General features: G+C 56.6%; 18 protein-coding genes. 12 read left to right on the forward strand and 6 right to left on the reverse strand.

What is annotated here, in order from left to right; genetic code table 11:
- Positions 1–35 precede the first annotated feature (35 nt).
- The 7 genes from H6815_05300 (at position 36) to H6815_05330 (ending at position 6,455) form a co-directional block, all read left to right on the forward strand.
- Positions 36–1,211 (forward strand): DUF5309 family protein, encoded by a 1,176-nt coding sequence (locus H6815_05300; GenBank protein MCB9859853.1) that lies wholly within the window; start codon positions 36–38, stop codon positions 1,209–1,211.
- Positions 1,212–1,342: 131 nt separating this feature from the next.
- A complete protein-coding gene (locus tag H6815_05305; GenBank protein MCB9859854.1) occupies positions 1,343–1,996 on the forward strand; it encodes a hypothetical protein in 654 nt (217 codons plus the stop codon).
- Positions 1,997–2,026: 30 nt separating this feature from the next.
- Positions 2,027–2,446 carry a hypothetical protein gene (locus tag H6815_05310; GenBank protein ID MCB9859855.1) on the forward strand — a complete coding sequence of 140 codons (420 nt, stop codon included), beginning with the start codon at positions 2,027–2,029 and terminating at the stop codon, positions 2,444–2,446.
- A 19-nt stretch (positions 2,447–2,465) separates the two neighbouring features.
- Positions 2,466–2,846, forward strand: coding sequence for a hypothetical protein (locus tag H6815_05315; GenBank protein MCB9859856.1), 381 nt, complete (start codon positions 2,466–2,468; stop codon positions 2,844–2,846).
- Positions 2,847–2,914: 68 nt separating this feature from the next.
- Positions 2,915–3,205 carry a hypothetical protein gene (locus tag H6815_05320; protein ID MCB9859857.1) on the forward strand — a complete coding sequence of 97 codons (291 nt, stop codon included), beginning with the start codon at positions 2,915–2,917 and terminating at the stop codon, positions 3,203–3,205.
- Positions 3,206–3,240: 35 nt separating this feature from the next.
- Positions 3,241–3,816 (forward strand): hypothetical protein, encoded by a 576-nt coding sequence (locus H6815_05325; GenBank protein ID MCB9859858.1) that lies wholly within the window; start codon positions 3,241–3,243, stop codon positions 3,814–3,816.
- Positions 3,816–6,455 (forward strand): glycosyltransferase, encoded by a 2,640-nt coding sequence (locus H6815_05330; GenBank protein MCB9859859.1) that lies wholly within the window; start codon positions 3,816–3,818, stop codon positions 6,453–6,455. Before H6815_05325 ends, H6815_05330 begins: the two co-directional genes overlap by 1 nt.
- Before the next feature lie 48 nt (positions 6,456–6,503).
- On the opposite strand, the gene H6815_05335 is transcribed toward H6815_05330, so the two are convergent.
- Positions 6,504–6,683 (reverse strand): hypothetical protein, encoded by a 180-nt coding sequence (locus H6815_05335; GenBank protein ID MCB9859860.1) that lies wholly within the window; start codon positions 6,681–6,683, stop codon positions 6,504–6,506.
- Positions 6,684–6,824: 141 nt separating this feature from the next.
- Here H6815_05335 and H6815_05340 point away from each other — a divergent pair, with 141 nt between their 5' ends.
- From H6815_05340 to H6815_05350, 3 genes are all read left to right on the forward strand, one after another.
- Positions 6,825–7,610 (forward strand): hypothetical protein, encoded by a 786-nt coding sequence (locus H6815_05340; protein MCB9859861.1) that lies wholly within the window; start codon positions 6,825–6,827, stop codon positions 7,608–7,610.
- Positions 7,611–7,794: 184 nt separating this feature from the next.
- Positions 7,795–9,162, forward strand: coding sequence for a 3-deoxy-7-phosphoheptulonate synthase (locus H6815_05345; protein ID MCB9859862.1), 1,368 nt, complete (start codon positions 7,795–7,797; stop codon positions 9,160–9,162).
- A gap of 99 nt (positions 9,163–9,261) precedes the next feature.
- Entirely contained in the window at positions 9,262–9,501 is a 240-nt protein-coding gene (locus H6815_05350) for a hypothetical protein (GenBank protein MCB9859863.1), read from the forward strand.
- Between the two features lie 25 nt (positions 9,502–9,526).
- On the opposite strand, the gene H6815_05355 is transcribed toward H6815_05350, so the two are convergent.
- The 3 genes from H6815_05355 to H6815_05365 form a co-directional block, all read right to left on the reverse strand.
- Positions 9,527–10,057, reverse strand: a complete 531-nt coding sequence (locus H6815_05355) for a PEP-CTERM sorting domain-containing protein (protein ID MCB9859864.1) — start codon at positions 10,055–10,057, stop codon at positions 9,527–9,529.
- A gap of 223 nt (positions 10,058–10,280) precedes the next feature.
- Entirely contained in the window at positions 10,281–10,799 is a 519-nt protein-coding gene (locus H6815_05360; protein ID MCB9859865.1) for a hypothetical protein, read from the reverse strand.
- A gap of 341 nt (positions 10,800–11,140) precedes the next feature.
- Positions 11,141–13,915, reverse strand: coding sequence for a hypothetical protein (locus H6815_05365; protein ID MCB9859866.1), 2,775 nt, complete (start codon positions 13,913–13,915; stop codon positions 11,141–11,143).
- Between the two features lie 310 nt (positions 13,916–14,225).
- Here H6815_05365 and H6815_05370 point away from each other — a divergent pair, with 310 nt between their 5' ends.
- Together H6815_05370 and H6815_05375 are read left to right on the forward strand one after the other, a co-directional pair.
- Positions 14,226–16,982, forward strand: a complete 2,757-nt coding sequence (locus H6815_05370; protein ID MCB9859867.1) for an AAA family ATPase — start codon at positions 14,226–14,228, stop codon at positions 16,980–16,982.
- Positions 16,983–17,180: 198 nt separating this feature from the next.
- Positions 17,181–18,968: a hypothetical protein gene (locus H6815_05375; GenBank protein MCB9859868.1), complete on the forward strand. Its 1,788-nt coding sequence runs from the start codon at positions 17,181–17,183 to the stop codon at positions 18,966–18,968.
- Between the two features lie 9 nt (positions 18,969–18,977).
- On the opposite strand, the gene H6815_05380 is transcribed toward H6815_05375, so the two are convergent.
- Positions 18,978–19,367, reverse strand: coding sequence for a RidA family protein (locus H6815_05380; protein ID MCB9859869.1), 390 nt, complete (start codon positions 19,365–19,367; stop codon positions 18,978–18,980).
- A gap of 38 nt (positions 19,368–19,405) precedes the next feature.
- Positions 19,406–20,542, reverse strand: a complete 1,137-nt coding sequence (locus H6815_05385) for a hypothetical protein (GenBank protein ID MCB9859870.1) — start codon at positions 20,540–20,542, stop codon at positions 19,406–19,408.
- Positions 20,543–20,554 lie beyond the last annotated feature (12 nt).

Raw genomic sequence — 20,554 nt, forward strand, 5'->3', positions numbered from 1 at the left:
TGAGGGGCAAGGGTAGTTGAAGAGGAGGTTGATTGATGGCATTTACTGGCAAGGCGACATATAGCGCGGGCGTGAGTCTGCCCGAACTTGCTGAGGATGTGTCGGATCTGATCGGCATTGTCAGTCCGCACGAGGTGGCGCTGCTGGATCATCTTGGTGATCCAAAGGTTGAGGCGCGAAGCACCGTGCATGAGTGGATTGAGGACACGCTGCTTCCGAATATGGATGCGGTTGACGACACGAGCATATCAGGGCCGACGACCGTGACATCATTCGATGTCGCAAATGCGAGCCGATTTCGCGTTGGCGACCTGGTTCGACCTGGTGACACTGCAGAGGTGATGCTCGTGACGGGCGTGAGTTCACCAACGATTACTGTGACACGTTCGTATGGCGGGACATCGGCTGCATCGATCGCCAATGGTCTTGCGCTAACGATTCTCGGAAACGCGGCTCTTGAAGGAGACACGGCGCCGGCTGCGAGATTTACAGATCGAGTGCGCAAACAGAACTACACACAGATCTTTACATCAACTGTTGATGTATCGGGCTCAATGCAGTCAGCACGAGCGCACGGGATTTCGGATGAGGTTGAATACCAGAAGCTTGAGCGGATGCGTGAACTGCTTCGTGACCTTGAGAACTGCGTGATCAACGGAGTTGCGCCGTCGAGCAACGGGCAGGGAAGCTCGACAGTTCGTCGAAGCATGACGGGCATTCTGCACCAGGTCAGCACGAACTCGTTCATTCCCGGGCAGGGCGGCATTCCGGCGGGCAGTGGTACGTTCTCCACGGATCTGACCGAGGAGGTGCTCAACGCGGTGCTTCGCGAGATCTGGGAGCAGTCGAGCGGTGTGGTTGACACGATTGTTGTGAGTGGCACGCAGAAACGGAAGATCAACTCATTCCTGAGCGGATCGCGGTCGTTTGATGCGAGCAGCACGAAGTACACGGACCTGTTAAGTGTGTACGAGAGCGACTTTGGTGTGTGTCGGGTGGTGATGTCGCGCTGGGTGCCGACGGATGCTCTGCTGCTCCTCGATTCATCGCGTATTTCAGTGATGCCGCTGACGGGGCGGAGCTTCCATTACAAATCTCTTGCGGCTTCAGGTGACTCGATCTCTGGCCAGGTGATTGGAGAGTACACGCTTGAGATGAAGAACGAGAACGCGCACGGTGTGATTCGTGGTCTGGGTCTTTCGTCGGGTTGATTGTGAGATGTGCGAGCCGGGCAGTGGGCGCTGCCCGGAGGAGGAGCCCGCCCCGTGTTGTGATGGCGCGGGGCGGGATTACAGCGCATTGCGTGATGCGCAGACCGGATGATGGCTGAGAGGGGCAAGCGATGGTAGCGACGGATCGTGATCTGCTGGCTGTTGAGCCGAACGTGTTTCGCGATATTGCCTGGGTTGGTCAGCGTCTGACCAATGGAACAGGGTCCATTACGAGCAATGTGCTGACGCAGCTTTCGAGTTTCTATGACGTGTCGTTTGAGGATGCGGGTGTTGGTGCCGGGCACGTTGTTCTTCACGGTGGTATCGCATATGAAGTGATCGACCGGACGAGTTCGACGAGCGTGAGCGTGTCGCGGTTGCGCGCGAGTACGGATGATGCAGCTATTGTCGTTGGTGATGTCAGCAATGCGCTCACCACAGTGTACACATTTCGTCCTCAGATCCAGCTTGTGACGAACCAGGTGTATCGGTTGCTTGGGCTTGTGCCCGCTGGGCTGGGGCTGGTGGGGACCGAAGTGACTGTCGACGACCTGTATGACACGGATGATCTGAAGCAGGCTGTGGTGATGGGGACGCTGCACATGGCGTACTCAGCCGCAAGTGCGCTCTCGAGCGAAGGGTCGCCGTTGCTGCAGCGTGCCGAGTTATACAGGCGTTTGTTTTCGCTTGAGCGTGAGCGTGCGGTGGTGCGGTTTGATGCGGATGGCGACGGAGAGCCGGAGTTTACCCGTCGGATGAACATGATGCGCTTCGAACGTGTGTGATTGTGCTTTGCAGGATTGTGAGGCGGTGCGATGCTTGTACTGAATCCGAGAGTTGTTATATTCGATGGTGAGACGATTGGCGAGGTGTCGTTGATTGCTATCGATCGATCGGCTGAAAACGAGGTGGTCGAGTGGTCCGATCTCGGACCGTTTGTCGCTCTGGCAGATGTGCCAGAAGTGCTGACCGAGGTGAGAATGGTGCAGCGGCTTGGGACGGAGGATCTCGGGTCTCTTGTGCCCGGGGTGATGGGTGAGCTTGTGTTCTATACGTCCCGATCGTCCGGGGACACGCTGCGCAGACGAATCAGCATGGATGCTGTGCTGATGGATGTGAAGCACGAGTTGAATGTTGATCGTGGTACGCATCGCGTGTTTCGGTTTGTTGCAGTTTCTGAGGATGGCTCAAGCGATCCTGTCGTTGTGGAAGATGCGGCGTTCACAGGGGTGTAAGGTAAAACTGGGGTGTGACATGGCAAGTTCGTTCAAATCTCTTGACTTGTTTGGTTCCGGTCCACACCGATTCCGGATGGGCGTTCAGGGTGTGACACTGCTTGAGAATGTTGACATGTCTCCTCCAGCAGAGAGTGCAACGGTTGTTGGGGCAACAGACCTGACGGTGGTTGTTGAGGGGCGACTTGCTGCATCAACTGAGAGTGCGCTATGGGACCTGCGTGATGCGATTTCGGATGAGCTAGCGTCACCACCAGCACCTGGCACGCTGATTGATCTGCACGGACGGACGTGGGCTGACATGTCGTTCATTGAATATGAGGAGCACGGTCCAACTGATCGTGGCCGGGTTCGATCACTTGGTTATACGGCCACGTTTCGTCGATTTGCTGAAGTTTGATTGTTTGGAAACGATGAGACTTGGTGTTGGCGTTGTCATGTTTGCTGGTCATATGCCGAGAGGGAGAAATGATTGGACCTGATTTGATGGGCTCTCTTGCTCAGCTTGGTACTGCTGGGTTGATAGGAATGATGTGGTTGAGTGAGCGAAAGAGCGCGCAGGAGCACGAGCGGCAGATTCGCGAGGCCCATGCCCGATTGATCGATGGAAAGATCGAGCTTGAGGCATTACTTGGAGTTGTGAGAGCGAATACTGCGGCTCTTGAGACAATTGGGAATCAGCAGCGTGAACTCAATGATCTGGTTCGTCAGAGTATCAGGACGGGTGCTGACGACAGGAGAAAGTCAGAACGCTCGTAAGCACAGGGCCGAGAACAGATTACATATCATGTGACATGGATACACATGCTTCCAGTTCCATTCTGCGACCCAGGCTCTCTCGCACCCTGCGTGGCATGCGATGGACTGTGTGTGGTGTGATGCTCGGTGCGTGGTGTGGATGGTCGGCTGGCTGTGTGGGCACGTTTCAGCCTGGCACAGTTGCAAGTGTGCCAGCAGATTATCCGTTTATCCCCGTTTCTGTTCGTGTGTTTCCGCTGACCCACATGGCTGAGGACCCGCAGGGGATGCCAGCTGTCGTGTGCCACATCGAGTTTCGCGACGCGTGGGGCGAGAGCGTGAAAGCAGCGGGGATGTTGACGATCTCTGTGACACTGACAGAGGGTGCCTCAAGTCAGCCGAACAAGTCTGTTGAATGGGAAGCAGTTGATCTTTCTGATCTTGCGCGGAACGCGGAGTTGTATGACAAGGCAACGAGAACGTATCGCGTTCAGCTTGTTGATCTGCCCGAGTGGATTCGTGAGGGCGGGGAACGGAACAAGCGTGTTGCGGTCCACGCGATCTTCGTGATGAGCACGAGTGAGGGCGATGTGACGTTAACCGACGAGTTAGGCTGGAACGGAGCTGAGTAATGATATTTGATCGTGACGAGTCGTTGGCTGGCGTGTCGGGACATTCCGATGGCGTCAGCCGCGTTGTACTGCGCGCCGACATGCATGTTCACTCGAACGCATCGCGTGGTGCGGCGACTGCTCTGCTTGGATTTCTCGGTGTTTCAGAGTGCTATTCCGAGCCCGAGCGTGTGTATGCCCAGGCTCGGACTCGCGGGATGGATCTTGTGTGTCTGACGGATCATGACACGATCGACGGGGCGATGGAGCTTGTCGATCGAGGATTCGATGACGTGATTGTGGGCGAGGAGATTACGACGCGGTTTCCTGAGGATGGCTGTGTGCTCCATGTGCTTGTGTGGGGGCTGACTCCTGAGCAGCATGAGGTGATTGAGATACTCGGCTTGCGAGATGATGTGTATGCGCTCGCGCAATGGATCGAGGAAGAACGTCTTGCGCATTCGCTTGCGCATCCATTGTATGCCCAGAACGGTGCGTTATCACAGTGGCATATCGAGCGTTGTGTGCTGATGTTCCGTGCGTTTGAGGGCATCAATGGAGCGCACGCACGTGTGCTGAATAAGTCGATCAACACATATCTGGACAGGCTGGATGAGGCTGGAATCGCAGCTATTGAGGATGCGCATGGGCTGGTTTCGTTGTACCCTGATGCTCGTGGTATCGCACGAACCGGTGGGAGTGATGACCACGGCCTGTTGAATATTGGAAGAACGTGGACGGAAGCTCGCGTGAAAGCTCGCGAGCGTGATCGTGCAAGCGCATTTCTCGAAGCTGTTCGTCGTGGGAAGTGTATAGCAAAGGGTTCTCACGGGACGACGCGCGTGCTCGCGCATCAGATCACACGAGTTGGGATTGCGTGTGCTGCCGAACGCTCTTGTGGTGATCGAGCAAATCTGGGTTTGAGTGCGGATGCGTGGGATGTCGCAAAGGCTGTAGCTGCGAGCGCTGGTGTCGCACTGGAAGAGCGATCGAAGCGAAAATCGCATGAAATGCCTGTAGAAATGGGTGGATTTGGAAAGTTTGGATGGTCGATCCTGAACAGGATGCTCGAGTCCGCCGCTGATCACATGCCTGAGATGGAGATCAAATATCCGGATCTTCACGAGCGACTTCAGACGAACCGATGGACGGATGGTGCTGCGCTTGCGATGCACGAGCGGGTTGGGCGCTGCGGAGAGGAGTTGTTTGAGAAGATTGTTCAGACACACGCGATGGACGCGCTGATGGCGATGCACATGAACGACACCGATGAGCTTGTGCGCTCGTTGCAATCATGTGCTGGTGCGCTTGTGTCGCAGCTTCCCTATTGCATCGCAATGTATTACCAGAATCGTGAGCGTCGGTTTGCTCATCTGATGTCGCGGTCGCATGCCGATCGACCGATGCGGATGTGTCTCGTGACTGACACGCTGGGAGATGTGAACGGTGTTGCACGGTTTATCGAGAATCTTGCGACGCATGCACATGCGCACGATCTTGATCTGACTGTGCTGACGTGTGTTGATAGCGAGACGGCTGCGCGAAATGAGGTGTTCGAACTGCCGAACGTGCGCAACATTGTGCCGGCACTCACGCTTCCAATGCCTGGGTATGGCGATCTTAAGCTACATCTCCCGTCAACAGTACAGTTGATGCATCAGATTGAGATGATCGAGCCCGATGTGATCCACATGTCGACGCCGGGCCCTGTCGGGCTTCATGGATTGATGGCTTCGAAGCTGTTCCATGTTCCCCTTGTTGCAACATATCACACCGATTTTCCAGCATATATTGAGCGGATGTGGCAGCATCCACTGGCACGCGGCGTTGCAGAGCAGATGATGCGTGCCGTCCATGCACCGTGCGATCGGGTGATGGTTCGGAGTAGTGCGTATGTTCCACTCGTGGAGAAGTTGGGTGTCAGAACCGATCGGATTGTGCGCATCAGGCCGGGTGTTGATGTGGACCTGTTCGATCCGGCGTATCGATCGCAGAAGCACTGGAACACGTTGAACCGTACGTGCGGGTGTGATCTGCGCGAGAGCTCTATCAAGGTGCTGTACGCGGGGAGAGTGAGTGTCGAGAAGAATCTGCAACTGCTTGAACAGGTGTGGGAGCGTGTGCGGGTCATGTGCACCGTACGTGGTATCGATGCGCAACTGATCGTTGCCGGGGACGGGCCGTACCGGCAGGAGATGGAGAGACGACTTGCAGGCTCTGATGCGCAGTTCGTTGGATTTATCTCAGGTGAGATGCTCTCGCGTGTGTACGCGAGTAGTGACGTGTTCGTGTTCCCGTCCGTGACAGATACGCTGGGGCAGGTTGTGCTTGAAGCCCAGGCGTCCGGGTTGCCCGCTGTGGTAACTGATCAGGGAGGACCGAGCGATGTTGTCTCACACAACGATACAGGCTATGTGCTCGCGGCAGAAGTCGACGTGTGGGTAGATCATGTCTTTGGGCTGATTTGCGATGCGTTGGTGCGTCAGCGGATGGGCACTTCTGCTCGTGCTTCGATGGTATCGATGTCCATCGAGCGCAGTCTTGACGGGTTCTGGTACGAGCACGACCATGTTGTGCGTGCGCAGCGCAGGGCTGACGAGTTGCGGTGGAACATCCGTGACACGGATGCACAGACGCAGGAAGACAGCGTCACAGCGTAAGTACTCTTCATTAGAAAAAACCCAGGGATACGGTCCCTGGGCTTTACTTTACGTGTTATGCGATGAGGTTACGCTGCCTTGCGAGTTGAGCGGCGGCTGGATGTCTTGCGACTTGCTGCCTTGAAGTTTGGCTTGTATGAGCCCGACTTGCTCGACCATGTTGAGCGGTTGGCGCTCGAACGATTCGTGCTTGACTTGCGTGTGGTGGAGCGATTCGACGAGTTCCACGACTTGCTGTAGCTCTTCGATGAGGTTGAGCGCTTCGCTGCTGCTGTACGTGGTGTGCGGCTGGTGGAGCTGCTGATGGAAGTTGACGATGAGAATGGTTTGCTCGTGCTGTGAGCGCGGGTTGTTGACTTCGCGGTCGACTTGCGTGTTGCGGGTTTGCGAGTCGAGGTCTTCCGTGAGGAAGAGGACCAGTTCGTGCTGGTTGTGGACTTGCGTGCTGAAGAAGTCCTTGTTGATGGCTTGCGAGCTGTTGTCTTGCTTGAAGAGGAGCGGCTCTTTGTGGTGGTGGACTTGCGTGCTGAAGATGTCTTTGTTGCAGGCTTGCGAGCTGTTGTCTTGCTTGAAGAGGAGCGGCTCTTTGTGGTTGTGGACTTGCGTGCTGAAGATGTCTTTGTTGATGGCTTGCGAGCTGTTGTCTTGCTTGAAGTGGAGCGGCTCTTTGTGGTTGTGGACTTGCGTGCTGAAGATGTCTTTGTTGATGGCTTGCGAGCTGTTGTCTTGCTTGAAGAGGAACGGCTCTTTGTGGTGCTCGGCTTGCGTGTGGCTGTTTTCTTCGATGTGTTCTTCTTTGTTGTCTTGCGAGCGGATGGCTTGGTCGTTGAAGACTTGCGTGATGAAGTCTTTGTGCCGGTGCGTTTGGACTTTGATGTCGACGCACGTTTGGTTGAGCGCGACGAGCTTCGTGACCGTGTTGATGTTGCCATTGCGTTATCTCCTGTGAAATCCTTCAATGTTGGTGTTCCGGGGGGCGAGTCGACGAATGGCTGGTTGTTTCCTGTTTCAGCCTGTTGGATCGACGGTCGCGAGATGATGGTTTGCGGGTGCCCCTCGGCTGGTGTGAATACGCTGGGTTTGAGCCAACGCACAAACGACTCGAATAACGTGTGTGAGACGTCGATCGGACGTTTATTCAAAGGGCTTGAATAATTTGTATTGGTATTGTGCATGGGGTGCATTCTCGCGAACAATGTGTGTGGCGTGTGTGCAGGTGCTCGTGCATCGACCCGATAGCGCACGTGCTTGAATCTCAACGGAAGGTGCGGGTGTGATGGGCGCTGGTTCTGCACGGGAAAAAACAGGTAAAACAGGTGAAACCGGGTCTCCTGGGCCGATGCGCAGCGCGCATGTGCCTGCGGGATGGTCGGTTGATTCGTGGCGTGACAGGCCAGTGCATCAGGCGGTTGAGTACAGTGATGCGGACAGTGTGCGTCGTGCTGCGCAACGTTTGCGCGAGCTTCCACCACTTGTTACGTCGGGCGAAATCGAGCACCTGCGCGAACACGTTGCTCAGGCCCAGCGCGGTGATCGGTTTCTTCTGCACGGCGGCGACTGTGCTGAGTCGTTTGCCGAATGCACGCCGGATGTGATAACAAACAAGCTGAAGATTCTTCTGCAGATGTCTCTGGTTCTGGTGCACGGTTTGAAGCAGCCGGTGACGCGCGTGGGGCGATTCGCGGGGCAGTACGCTAAGCCGAGATCAAACGCGATCGAGACGAGGGAGATTGGTGGCAAAGTTGTGTCGCTGCCAAGCTACTTCGGTGATTCCATCAATGGGTACGCGTTTGACCCGGTGTCTCGAAAGCCTGATCCAGAGCGGATGATCGCTGCGCACCTGCATGCTGCGATGACTTTGAACTTTGTTCGCGCGCTTGTGGATGGCGGATTTGCCGATATCCATCATCCCGAGAACTGGAATGTGTCACTCTTCGGAAGCGCACGGCTGACCGACGAGCAGCGCTCGCAGTATGAGGCGATGACCAGCAAACTGGCGGATGGGTTGCGGTTTATGCAGGCGCTTGGTGAAAAGAGCGCGAGCGATGTTGCGCGGGTAGAGTTCTTTACGAGCCACGAAGGATTGAATCTGGAATATGAGAGCGCTCACACCCGCCGGGTTCCTCGGCGTGACTGGCATTACAACCTGTCCACGCACATGCCGTGGATCGGCAATCGCACGCGCGACATAAACGCAGCGCACATCGAGTATTTTCGCGGAGTTCGGAACCCCGTTGGCGTGAAGCTGGGTGCTGACACGAGCCCGGACGAAGTTCGAGCTATTGCAGATGCTTTGAATCCGGATGATGAGTCAGGGAGGCTGGTGCTCATTACGCGCGTTGGTGCTGGTAAGGTGCGATTACTTGCGCCGGTGATCGAGTCGGTGAAGGATAAAAACGTACTGTGGGTGTGCGATCCGATGCACGGGAACACGCAGAGTGTGGCTAGCGGCATCAAAACACGGCGATTCGACGATGTCATTACCGAACTCATGCAGACAATCGAACTGCACGAGTCTCTTGGTACGCGTTTGGGTGGAATCTCGTGCGAGTTGACCGGCGAGGATGTGACGGAGTGTGTTGGCGGCGCATCGGGTGTGACCGAGGACGGTCTCCATCAGAACTACGCGTCGCCTTGCGATCCGAGATTGAACTATCAGCAGGCGCTGGAGCTGAGTTTTACGCTCGCTCGAAGACTGGGGCGATAAGAGCAACCATAGAGGCACAGAGAGAAAGAGTGAGGCCACGCAGATGGACAAGCTGTCGCAAAGGAAGCAGCATTTCTTTTGTGCGATTGGCTGGATGACATGCATCGGTTGCTCGATGTGCTGGAGTCTGACTCTGTGGATTTGCAGCACCTGCATGAGCGTGTGATCGCTCTTGCAGTACACGCGCCACCGCATCTCGCTGTTGCGCATCGGATTCTGCTTAACATGCCAGTGACTGATGTCTTTGCGATTGGTGCTGTGAAAGGTGATGGCAAAGCCGCACGAAATCCGGGTGAGCGGTATACGGAAAAACCCAGAGACGATATCCCTGGGCTTTAAAAGTGCTTTGCGTGGTTGTTAGAACTTATGCACGACGGCGGCGCGTCGCGACCAGTCCACCGACACCAAAGAACGCAACCGTTCCTGGAGCTGGTACGAGCGTGATCACAACGTTATTCCATTGTGTAACCTGGCCATTGGCTATCGCTGCATAAAAACTGAAAGACCATTCTCCGACGGAATCTCCGAGATTGAGTGCGTATGTCGCGTCGATTGTTTGTGAAGCAGACATATTCGACGGAGCTGTGCCACTTACGAATGACGGTCCTGTCCATTCGAAAAGTTCGTAGTAATAGTCAAACCCGTGTGCGTCGTTAATCTGCATTCCCATGCCGGATTGGATGCCATTGTTTGTAACAGGGAGTGCATCAGCGTGGATATGAAATCCAGTCACACTCATACTGGTAGGCACGTTGAATGTCACACCAAACGACCAGAAGTTGCCCTGCCCATCATCGAATATCTCCCCAGTATTTCCAACATCCAGAATAATCTGGGCTGCGGAGGGGAATGCGAGAGCAGCAATAGAAATGAGACCGACCATACTCTTTTTCATAGCGCACTCTTATTTGATATAATCTAAACCACTTCCCAATCACTTCGACTGCACCACGTTAGAGGTGTTTACTTTGCCGAGAACCTCGTCGATTCAGCGTATTCTAACCGAAAACGTTCGGCTGCAAAGGTTTTTTTTCAAAGAATCAGTTACTTCTGTAGCAAAAAAAACCCAGAAACATTTTTTTCTGGGTGCCTTTGCATATTGAAATCGACTTTGTGTCCTAGTTGCGACGGCGGCGCATCGCGACGAGCCCGCCTACGCCGAGTAGTGCGACCGGTCCTGGTGCGGGGACCAGTGTGATGACGACGTTGTTCCACTCGGTTGTTTCGCCGAAGGTTTGCGCAGCGAAGAAGTTGACTGTCCAGTCGCCCGCCGAGTCGCCGAAGTTGAAGTCGTAGTTGGCGTTGATGGACTGCGCCGCTGCAGAGTTGGCGGGTGTCATACCTGTGCCGCTGAACCAGCCCGTACCAAGCAGAACGAGTTCGGAACCGTTTGGCGCGGTGAGGCGCATTGCCATGTCGGTCTGATCACCGCCGTTGGTTGCTGCGAGCGCATCCGCGGTGATGTTGAACCCAGTGATGCTGCCACTTGTTGCGACATTTATGGTTGTACTGAACGAGTTCGAGCTCCCACCGAACAGATCATCAAAGATCGGGCCTGTATTACCGACGTTGAGCACTTGGGCTGATGCGACCGATGCAAGCCAGGTTGCTGCGACGAGTGCGAGTGTTCTCTTCATATGTCCTGTCTCCCTGTGGTGTGCTCGCGCGCGAGCGGGTACGAATGTGCTGGTGCAGGCTCTCTCCTTCACGCACACAGCGGGTTGCTATGCACTGCGCAATAGCAGAACACAGGCAATGCGCGTGTTGGCGCATCGCATGGACATACCAGCCGATCCAGTTGCGGCTGATTGCAGATAGCATGGGAGGAAGCAGCGATGTGGAGCGCTGGGTGTCTCTCTGTCTCCTCCTTCGCCGGAGCCTTTCAGTTCCGGGATGGATATGTTAAGGGAAAATCGATGAAGTTTGGTTGAAAATCACGAAAATAAGCAAACTATCGGGTTTTCCACAGATTCGCAGCTCAGAACCTGTTCAGCGTGGGGCCGAGGACAATCGCGTTCAGGAGCAATCGATTGCCAGCATGATGGAACGCTCTGATTGTGACATCATCGGAGAAACTGATGACCGAGCCGCTGCCGACGCGATGGTGTGATACAAACGCGCCAGAGCCAATCGATTTCAGCGCTCGCGGGCCTGCGAGCCCACCGACAGCGGTCGCGCTGCCGCTACCGTCCGCGATGAACTGCGCGATGACGGAGCCGTTGGGCGCGACGGGTACCGTTGACGATCCCTGCTTAATTACACCCATGTATGGAAGCGATCCTGCGCTGAGTGGGTGCGTTGTGTCCACACGAGTGATGAGCATCGCGCCAGAGATGCGTGAGGCAATCGGCTGATCCTTGCGTTCGGCAAATGTCATCGCAACATTTGGATCGCGATCATCATCATCTTCGTCGTCTTGGTTATTGTTTCGGCCGCGTTCACGCTGGCCGGTGTTTGATTCTGCAGGGTCTACGCCTGCGATCTCGCGATTTGCCCACGCGCCAGAAGACCCTGATGCGACGACAGTGCCACCAGAGCGCACCCATTCCTTCACCGCGTCGAGAGAGCCGCCGGAAAGCGAGGCGCCCGACGGGAGTACGAGCACGGTGTAGTCGTCGAGATTGACGCGCCCGAGCGAGTCAATGTTTACAACGGTGTGCGGTACCTTGTGCGCCACATCAAGAAGATGCCAGTGCTGACCGAACGAGTTCGCACTCACGCGTCCGCCCGATGCGAGCAATATCTTCGGCATCTTCACCTCGGGGTTTGCGTTCACTCCGAAGGCCTTGCCGTGCTCGGGAAGCGATCGGTCAACAACGGTGACGCTTGCGCCGGTTTCTGCGATCGCACGCGCGACATCATGGAGTGAGTGGTCGGGGTTCATCATCGCGGGCACGATAATAGAGCCTGCGGCATACGTGCGTCCGTACATGGTGAACGGCTCGTCCGCTGCTTTGGCGTAGACATTCAGATTGAGCATTGCGCCCAACGCGTCGGCGAACTTGTTCTGTCCAGCTGCGATGATGACAGCGACCGGATTGTTACCGTTGGTCTGGTCGAGAATGATCGCGCGGTTATCGAATGGTTCTGTGACAGGCTCAAGATTGCTCCATTCGAGCGCCGTGATATCGGTCTCGGCGTAGTACGCGTGCAAACCGAACGTGAGAGGGATGGACCATCCAGAGATGTCGTATGTCTCGGGATCGCTGACGTATGTTGCGCGCTCGAAGAGTGCGCGGATCAATCGGCCCATCTCCTGATCTGTGCGCACGATCCATGTGCCCTCGGGGAACGACATCTGCGGATCAGCCAGATTGTTTCCTGTGTCGTATCGTTTGAACTGCGTTGTGTCTGACAACTCGCTTGTCGTGCGCATGATGTCGATGCCGTGCGACTTGCAGATATAGAGCAGCGTGTTCATGACGGCTGGGTCGTTGTCGGGCAGGATTGCGATGGATCGCAACCCCGTCTTGTCGCGCACAGAATCCCGGTAGAACTGGTGGAATCGCCAGAGTTGCTCGTGGCGCCATTCGGCGGTTGCCTGCAGGTAGTTGATACTTGTCAGGAAGTGATGGCGGATCCTATCGCCCAGCGTGAGTGTGTACTGATCACTCACCTCGATTGCAAGCGATGCAGCAGAGTGGCCGCCCTTCTCGCACAGCAACCCGATCGCGCCGTGGTAACATGGCAGCACCTTGCCGTACCCGGGATAGAGATAGTCGAAACGCTCGCGCGTCGCGTACATCAGTCCTTCCGCGTCGAATACTTCGGCATTGGATTGTCCGTACCGGTTAAACCATTTTCGGGAAACATCGGGGATGTTCGCGTTGTACGGCTCATCACCCGCGCCGAAGAAGTACGGGTTGTTGTGCCCCTGCTCGTGGTAGTCGATGTGCAGTTGTGGCTTGAACTTTGTGTAGACCTTGATACGCGCCTGCGACTCGGGCTGGGTCAGCCAGACCCAGTCGCGGTTCAGGTCGAACAGATAATGGTTCACACGCCCGCCAGGCCATGGCTCGTCATGCTCACGCGCGTCGGGATTCGGATTTGTCCCTTTGCCGAGCGTGTCACGTATCCAGTTCACGTATCGCTCGCGCCCGTCGGGGTTCAGGCACGGATCGATCACGATCACGCACTTGTCGAGTACTTCGGTGATCTCTTTGTTCGTGCCGGCAGCGAGCATGTGCGCAACAAGTAATGCGGTTTCCGTGCTTGATGGCTCATTTCCATGCACGTTGTAGGACAGCCAGACAATGGCTGGGTTCTCGTCGACAATCTCGCGCACGCGGTCCTCGGTGATGCCTTTCTCGTTATCTGAAACATCACGGATGCGTGTCAACTCATGGTTCTTTGCAAGGATGGTGTCGAGATTTGCCAGATTCTTCGGCGAGCTGATTGTCATATAGATGAGTGGTCGATCCGCGTGTGTTCTGCCGTATTCCTCTATGTTCACGCGGTCGGATGCCTCTGCGAGCAGCTTGAAGTAGGCGATGGCGTCGGGATGGCGCGTGTACTGATCGCCAATCTCGTATCCAAGGAACGACGCTGGCGTGGGGATGGCTTTGTCGAAAGTGAGGTCTTCGATGCGAAGACGCTCGGGCGAGCCGACGCGATATCGGCCTGAGTCGCGCTGATACTCGTTGCTTGGTGTTTGCTTGATCACCAGCGGCTGGGCGCATGAAGCCCATGTGAAGCAGAGTGACGCGATCGAAAGTGCGAGCGCGGTGTGTCGTGGCTTTGCGTGTCGTGTCATGGTGGGCTGTGCTTTCGCGAGAGAAATACCGGGGCGCGATGCGTCCGGATGATGAACGGTCGAGTGACGCTCTGCAAACCGCTGAAACGGTGTTTGCCATCCCAGCATACAACATCAACCACACAGAAATGTGCGTGTGGAGGTTGTGAACTGTCATCCCGGCAGGCGTATACCGTGATCTAGCGACAAAAATCAACAATAACTGGCACCAAGCCATATTTCTATAGGACCTTGTGGCGTATCACCCATGTATCTTCCTGCATCAAAGCTGGCGCGCTGATTGCATTTGCACTCGTGAAGGAGTTCATTCATGGGACCGGACAGATTTACGACACTCGCTCAGCAGGCACTCGCAGACGCGCAGATGGACGCGACCGGGCGTTCCAACCCCGAGGTTGATCCGCTGCACCTGCTGTGCGCATTGGTGAATGATGCGCGCGGCCCTGGCGCTGCGATCGTCTCCCGCGCGGGGTACGAGCCCAAGCGCGTGCTCCAGATCGCTGAAGCGGAACTCGGACGACTGCCGTCACAGTCCGGCGGCGCCATGCGCGGCACGGGACGCGCGATGATGGAAGTGCTTGCGCACGCAGACAAGTACGCGAAGAAGCTAGGCGACGCGTACATCTCGAGTGAGCATCTGCTCTACGCGGTATCAACGGTGAACTCCGGCGCAAAGACCGTGCTCGACACCGTTGGTCTCAACACTCGTGCGATCGAGGATGCGATCAAGCAGATACGCGCAGCGTCCGGCGTCGAGTCCATCCAGGACCAGAACGCTGAGGGATCGTTCGAGGCGCTCAAGAAGTACTCTATCGATCTGACAGAGAAAGCCCAGCAGGGCAAGCTCGACCCAGTCATTGGGCGCGACGACGAGATCCGTCGCTGCATGCAGGTGCTCTCGCGCAGAACAAAGAACAATCCTGTGCTTATTGGTGAGCCCGGCGTTGGCAAGACTGCTATCGCCGAGGGGCTTGCGCTCCGCATTGTGAATGGTGATTGCCCCGAGCAGATGAAGGGCAAGCGCATTGTGGCGCTCGACGTTGGTCAGTTGCTCGCCGGCGCAAAGTTTCGGGGAGAGTTTGAGGAACGACTGAAAGCGGTTCTTCGCGAGGTGCAGGCTGCCGAGGGACAGGTGATCCTGTTCATCGACGAGCTGCACACGATCATCGGCGCTGGTGCAGCCGAGGGCGCGGTCAGCGCAGGCAACCTGCTCAAGCCAGCGCTTGCGCGCGGCGAGCTTCGGTGCATCGGCGCAACAACACTCGACGAGTACCGCAAGCACATCGAAAAAGACCCTGCGTTCGAACGCAGGTTCCAGCAGGTGTATGTGGATCAGCCGACCGTCGAGGAGACCGTCGCAATCTTGCGCGGACTCAAGGAACGCTACGAGGCCCACCATGGCGTGCGCATCAAGGACGAGGCACTGCTCGCAGCTGCGCAGCTTTCGAACAGATACATCACCGATCGCTTCCTCCCGGACAAAGCAATCGACCTTGTTGATGAGGCTGCATCGCGACTGCGCATCGAGATCGACTCCGTTCCGACAGAGCTTGACGAAATACGACGCAGGATCATGCAGCTGGAACTCGAGCGGGAAGCGATCAAGCTGGAGTTCGGCGACAAAACGGATTCCTCGCGTGAACTTGCACGCATCGAGAAGGAACTCGCCGAGCTGAGCGAGACAAACAACGCGCTGACCGAGCGTTGGGAGAATGAAAAGCAGGATCTCGACGCAGTAAAATCTATCAAGTCAAAGATCGATCTCAAGCGAATCGAAGCGGAACAGGCGCAGCGTCGCGGCGATCTGGAGGCGGCAGCGCGCATCACCTACGGTGAGATCAAGGACCTGGAGCGCGAGATGGCGCAGGCGGAAACTGCCCTCGATGCGCGTCAGGCTGCCGGCGATTCCATGGTCAAGGAAGAGGTCGATGCAGAGCAGATCGCAGACGTTGTCGCGCGCTGGACCGGCATTCCCGTTGATCGCATGATCGAGTCGGAACGCGACAAGCTCATCCGCATGGAAGACTTCCTTGCCAATCGAGTTGTTGGCCAGGATCACGCGCTCAAGGTTGTTGCGGACGCGGTCCGCAGATCGCGGTCCGGACTTTCTGATCCTGATAAGCCCATCGGCTCGTTCCTGTTTCTCGGCCCGACGGGTGTTGGCAAGACCGAGACATGCAAGGCGCTGGCGCAGTTCCTCTTTGACACAGAGGAAGCACTTGTGCGCATCGATATGTCCGAGTACATGGAGAAGCACGCGGTGTCGCGCCTCATCGGCGCGCCTCCCGGGTATGTTGGATACGAAGAGGGCGGCGCACTGACCGAAGCGGTCCGCCGGCGCCCGTACTGTGTCATCCTCATGGACGAGATCGAGAAAGCACATCCGGACGTGTTCAATATCTTGCTGCAGCTTCTTGACGACGGTCGCCTGACTGACGGGCAGGGACGCACAGTGAGCTTCCGCAACACCATCGTTGTCATGACCAGCAATCTTGGATCGCAAAAGATCCAGCAGATGACCGAGGACGGCGCAGAAGACTGGGAGATCGAAGCGCAGGTGCGCAACCTCATCCGTCACGGTCCGGGTGTCGATGTCGAGGGCAAGGGCATGACGCCCGACATGGAGAGCGGCAAACTCAACGCGCATCTGAATGTTGAGACGCGCGGGGCGTTCTTCAGGCCCGAACTCCTCAATCGCATCGACGAGACGGTTGTGTTCCATCAGCTGCGTCGCGAGAACATCGCGTCCATCGTGGACATCCAACTCGCAAGACTGCGCACACGTTTGCGCGAGCGCGACATGTCGATCGAGTTGACGGCAGAAGCAGTCGCGAAGCTCGCAGCCGAAGGATGGGATCCCGCGTTTGGTGCACGCCCTCTGAAGCGCGTGATCCAGCAGCGGATCGAGAACCCGCTGGCGACGAAGCTGCTCCAGGGCGATCTTGGCGCGGGCGACCATGTGCTGGTCGATGTGACGGGCGACTCGTTCACTTTCACGAAGTCAGCCAGACCGGCCGACGTAGACGTGGAGCCGAAGCCGAACGGTGCGGGTGTGGGCAGCGCGTAAGGGCACGTTTTCAGTATGAATACAGAAGCCCAGGGATTGCAATCCCTGGGCTTATTTGGACGTAGAATATGAAACGGTGGGTTTCAGATGCATCCGTGTGGCTGAGAATGTCACAATCGCGCAATTGGTGGCTGGAAGTGGCGAATTGTGTGAACAGGGTGCCCCAATTTCCGGTATAAAGAAGGTGGAGGACTCGTCATGGTCGAAATCCGCTCGCTCGTGAGTGCTGCTGCCAAGCGTCTGCTTGCCCGTTCCATCCTGTGGTGGTTGACAGTCTGTTTGACTGTTGCTGCTGGTGTGACGCTGCTGCTGCGCGTGCTTGACGCGTTCTTTGTGTGGTCGTTCGCATGGTCGACTGCGCTGCTGGTCATCGGTGGCGCGTCGGTTGTTGCTGCGGTTGTGATCGCGATTGTGACGCGCCCGAAGGCCGAGGCTGTTGCGCGCGAGGTCGATGAGCGAGCGAACCTGCGCGAGTCTATCTCCACCGCGATGTGTGTCGAGCAGGCCGACGACGCGTGGTCGAAGGCTGTTGTGCAGACCGCGCGCGAGAAAGCTGTGACTGTCAAACTCCGCGAGGTGCTTCCTGTGCGGGCACCGCGATACTGGTTTGCGCCGTTTGGTGCAGCTGCGGTTGTTGCGCTCATGTTCTGGATGCTGCCAGAGCACTTCAAGTGGACGCAGGCAGGCCAGAAGGAAGAAGCTCGGCGCGAGTTTGTGAAGGTTGAGCAGCAGATCAAGGATGAGCAGAAGCAGCTTGAGGAAGCGCTCAAGAAGGCTGGGATTGAAGTCACTGATCTATCGCCCGACTTCACAAAGGAAGGCGAGTACGGCAGGCCACAGAGCGTTGATCAGCTCAAGCGCGAGGCGATCAAGCAGCGCAACCGCGTGCAGGAGCAGCTTGAAAAACAGCTGAACTCGGGCGAGAAATCGCAGATGCTCCGCGACATGAAGCGGGCAATGCGTCAGATGAAACTGCCGGAGAAGGGCCCGCTTGCCGAGGTGCAGAAGAATCTTGCCAAGGGTGATTTCTCCAAAGCGAAGGAAGAGTTACAAAAGCTGACCGAGAAACTGGCAAGCTCGGACATGAAGGCCGAGGATGCGCAACAACTCAAGAAGCAGATGAATGATCTTGCGCAGCAGATGGAGAAGCTGGCAGACCAGAAACAATCCCTTCAGCAGAAACTGCAGAACGCAGGCATGAGCCAGGAGCAGGCGGAGAAGCTCGCATCTGATCCGTCGCAACTGCAGAAGGCGCTGGAACAGATGCAGTCGATGTCGGCTGAGCAGAAGCAAGCGCTGATGAACGCAGCCAAGGCATCTGAAGCTGCGCAGAAGATGATGCAGAACATGGCAAAGTCCATGCAACAGTGCAGCCAGTGCATGAATCCCGGACAGGACGGCAAGCCCGGCGCCATGAGCCCCGAGGGCATGCAGGCGATGCAGGAAATGGCAGGGCAACTCTCCGAGATGGAGATGACCGCCGAAGCGATGCAGGACATGAAGAACGCGCTAGCCATGTGCAACAACCCCGGTGATAAACCGGGCAACGGCAATGGTGATGGCAACGGCAACGGCGATGGTCAGGGCAATGGCAAGGGCAACGGCCAGAACCGGTATGGCAACAGCGACAAGTTCAAGCCCGGTCAGGTCCAGAGCCAGGGCAGTGGAACCGGCGGTCCGGGGCGCGGCAATGGTGCCGATCCTGATGACGAGGAAGCGGCCTTCGAGACAGAGGAAAGGAAAGAGAATGCCAAGCCTCGCAGCGGTCCGATCATTGGACAGACGCTGATCAACGGCGATACGTTCCGCGGCGAGTCACGCGCAGCGTTCCGCAAGTTGGTGCCCGACGCGATCGATCGGGCCGAGGAAGCGATCGAGAAGCAGACGGTGCCGCTGGAGTATCATCGAGCAGTGCGCGAGTATTTCAATCGTATGCAATCGAAGCAGTCTGGTGAGCCAGCGAAGGATGCCGAAGAGGGGAAGTAGCAGACTCACTCAGTTTGATCCCTCAACCTCAATCTCCACAACGAACTCCGGCAGGATCAGCTTTGACACCTCGACCATCGTCATGCACGGATGGTGCCCCTGCATTATCTCGGTGTGCGCCTTTGCATAATCTGCTGATCGTGCGATGTCTGTCACGAACATGCGCACGCGCGTGATGCAGGTGTGGTTGGTTTGTAACTCTTTGAGCGCTTTGAAGATGATCTCGTAGCAGCATCGTGTTTGGGCGTATGGCTCGTGCGGAGCGTGGGGTGTGCCGTCGTCATTGACAGCAACTGTGCCAGAGACGATGATTGTGTTTCCCGTACGGATCGCTCTGCAGTATCCGACAGATTGCTCCCATGGCGAGCCGGAGTAAACACGAGTCAAGGCCGCTTGCATTGTCTGCTCCCTGCTGGGTCGATTCCCTGCGATGCGTTTTATTTGGGCATGTACGGCAGGTTGTCACTGGCGAGTTTCTCCACGTCTGCCTGCGGGTCGATCGTTGCCTCGATATCCCGGGCATTCAGAACCCTCTTCAGTTTCTCAGCCGTGAGGATGCGGAGATCGACGAGCTTTGCGATTGTGTGCTCCTGCTGCTCCTGGATGTCCATGAGCGTTGGGGAGATCATCTCAAGCTCGGGATCGTCGCCCCATGCAGCCATGCTGTTGAGATGGCGGAACCGCTCGTCGCGCTCGATATAGCCCGTGATGATTGGTGTTTCGGCGATGCGGTACTCGTCCCGCAGTTTCACGCACAACTGTCGAAGCTCGTCGTCGATATCGTCGCGCTCGAGCAGTTGCTCGCAGACTGCTTCGATGTTTGATGATGGCAGATTCGCGCCACGCTCGATGAACTCGCGTCTGATGCGTGTGCGATCGGGCTCTGATGTGTGCGTGTCGAGATATGCGAAGATACGCATATTGATCGGATAGACGCGGTGGCGGTGCATCTCTCGCGCAAGTCGCATGTCGCGGTACTCGGGTGCCTGCACATCGCCGAATGTGCTGACAAGCACCGGGCCTATGCGAAGATTCTCCTGCTCGAACGGCACAAGGACCGCGTCGAGTTCCTTCTCCCATTGCAGAATCTGCGGTTCGATCTCGTCGCGCAGTGGCTGAACGACCGACATTGCGAGCATGACCATGTCAGTACTTCCAGCGGATGTCATCATGGCGTACGCGCCGCGAAGCGTCTGGTGGCGGCGATGCGCGATCTGTAGCCGCGGGATGTGATCATCGGAGTCTGTCAGCAGAGCAAGGTCATCGAGAAATCGCAGGTTGAGGTTGCGCAAATCGGTTGTGCTATCGACGTTGTACTGAATAAATGCTACCGGGTCCTCCGAATCTATCTTGCCTCGGTTCTCTCTGATATCTTCGCGCAGTTGCTGGCGTGCAGCAATGTAGCTTCGGTGCAGTTGGGTGGTGAGTTCGCGGGCCTGGTCGTCGAGTTGCAAGATGTCGCAGTATTCCTCCAGGTGGGCTTTGGTGATCTCGTTCTGGGCACGGGCTGACCAGCACGCAATGAGCGTGGTACATATCGCGATAACCGTGCTGGAGAACCTGTGTCGTGCCATATCCTTCCAGTT

The sequence above is a fragment of the Phycisphaeraceae bacterium genome (genome assembly GCA_020639155.1).
Lineage (GTDB): Bacteria > Planctomycetota > Phycisphaerae > Phycisphaerales > UBA1924 > JACKHF01.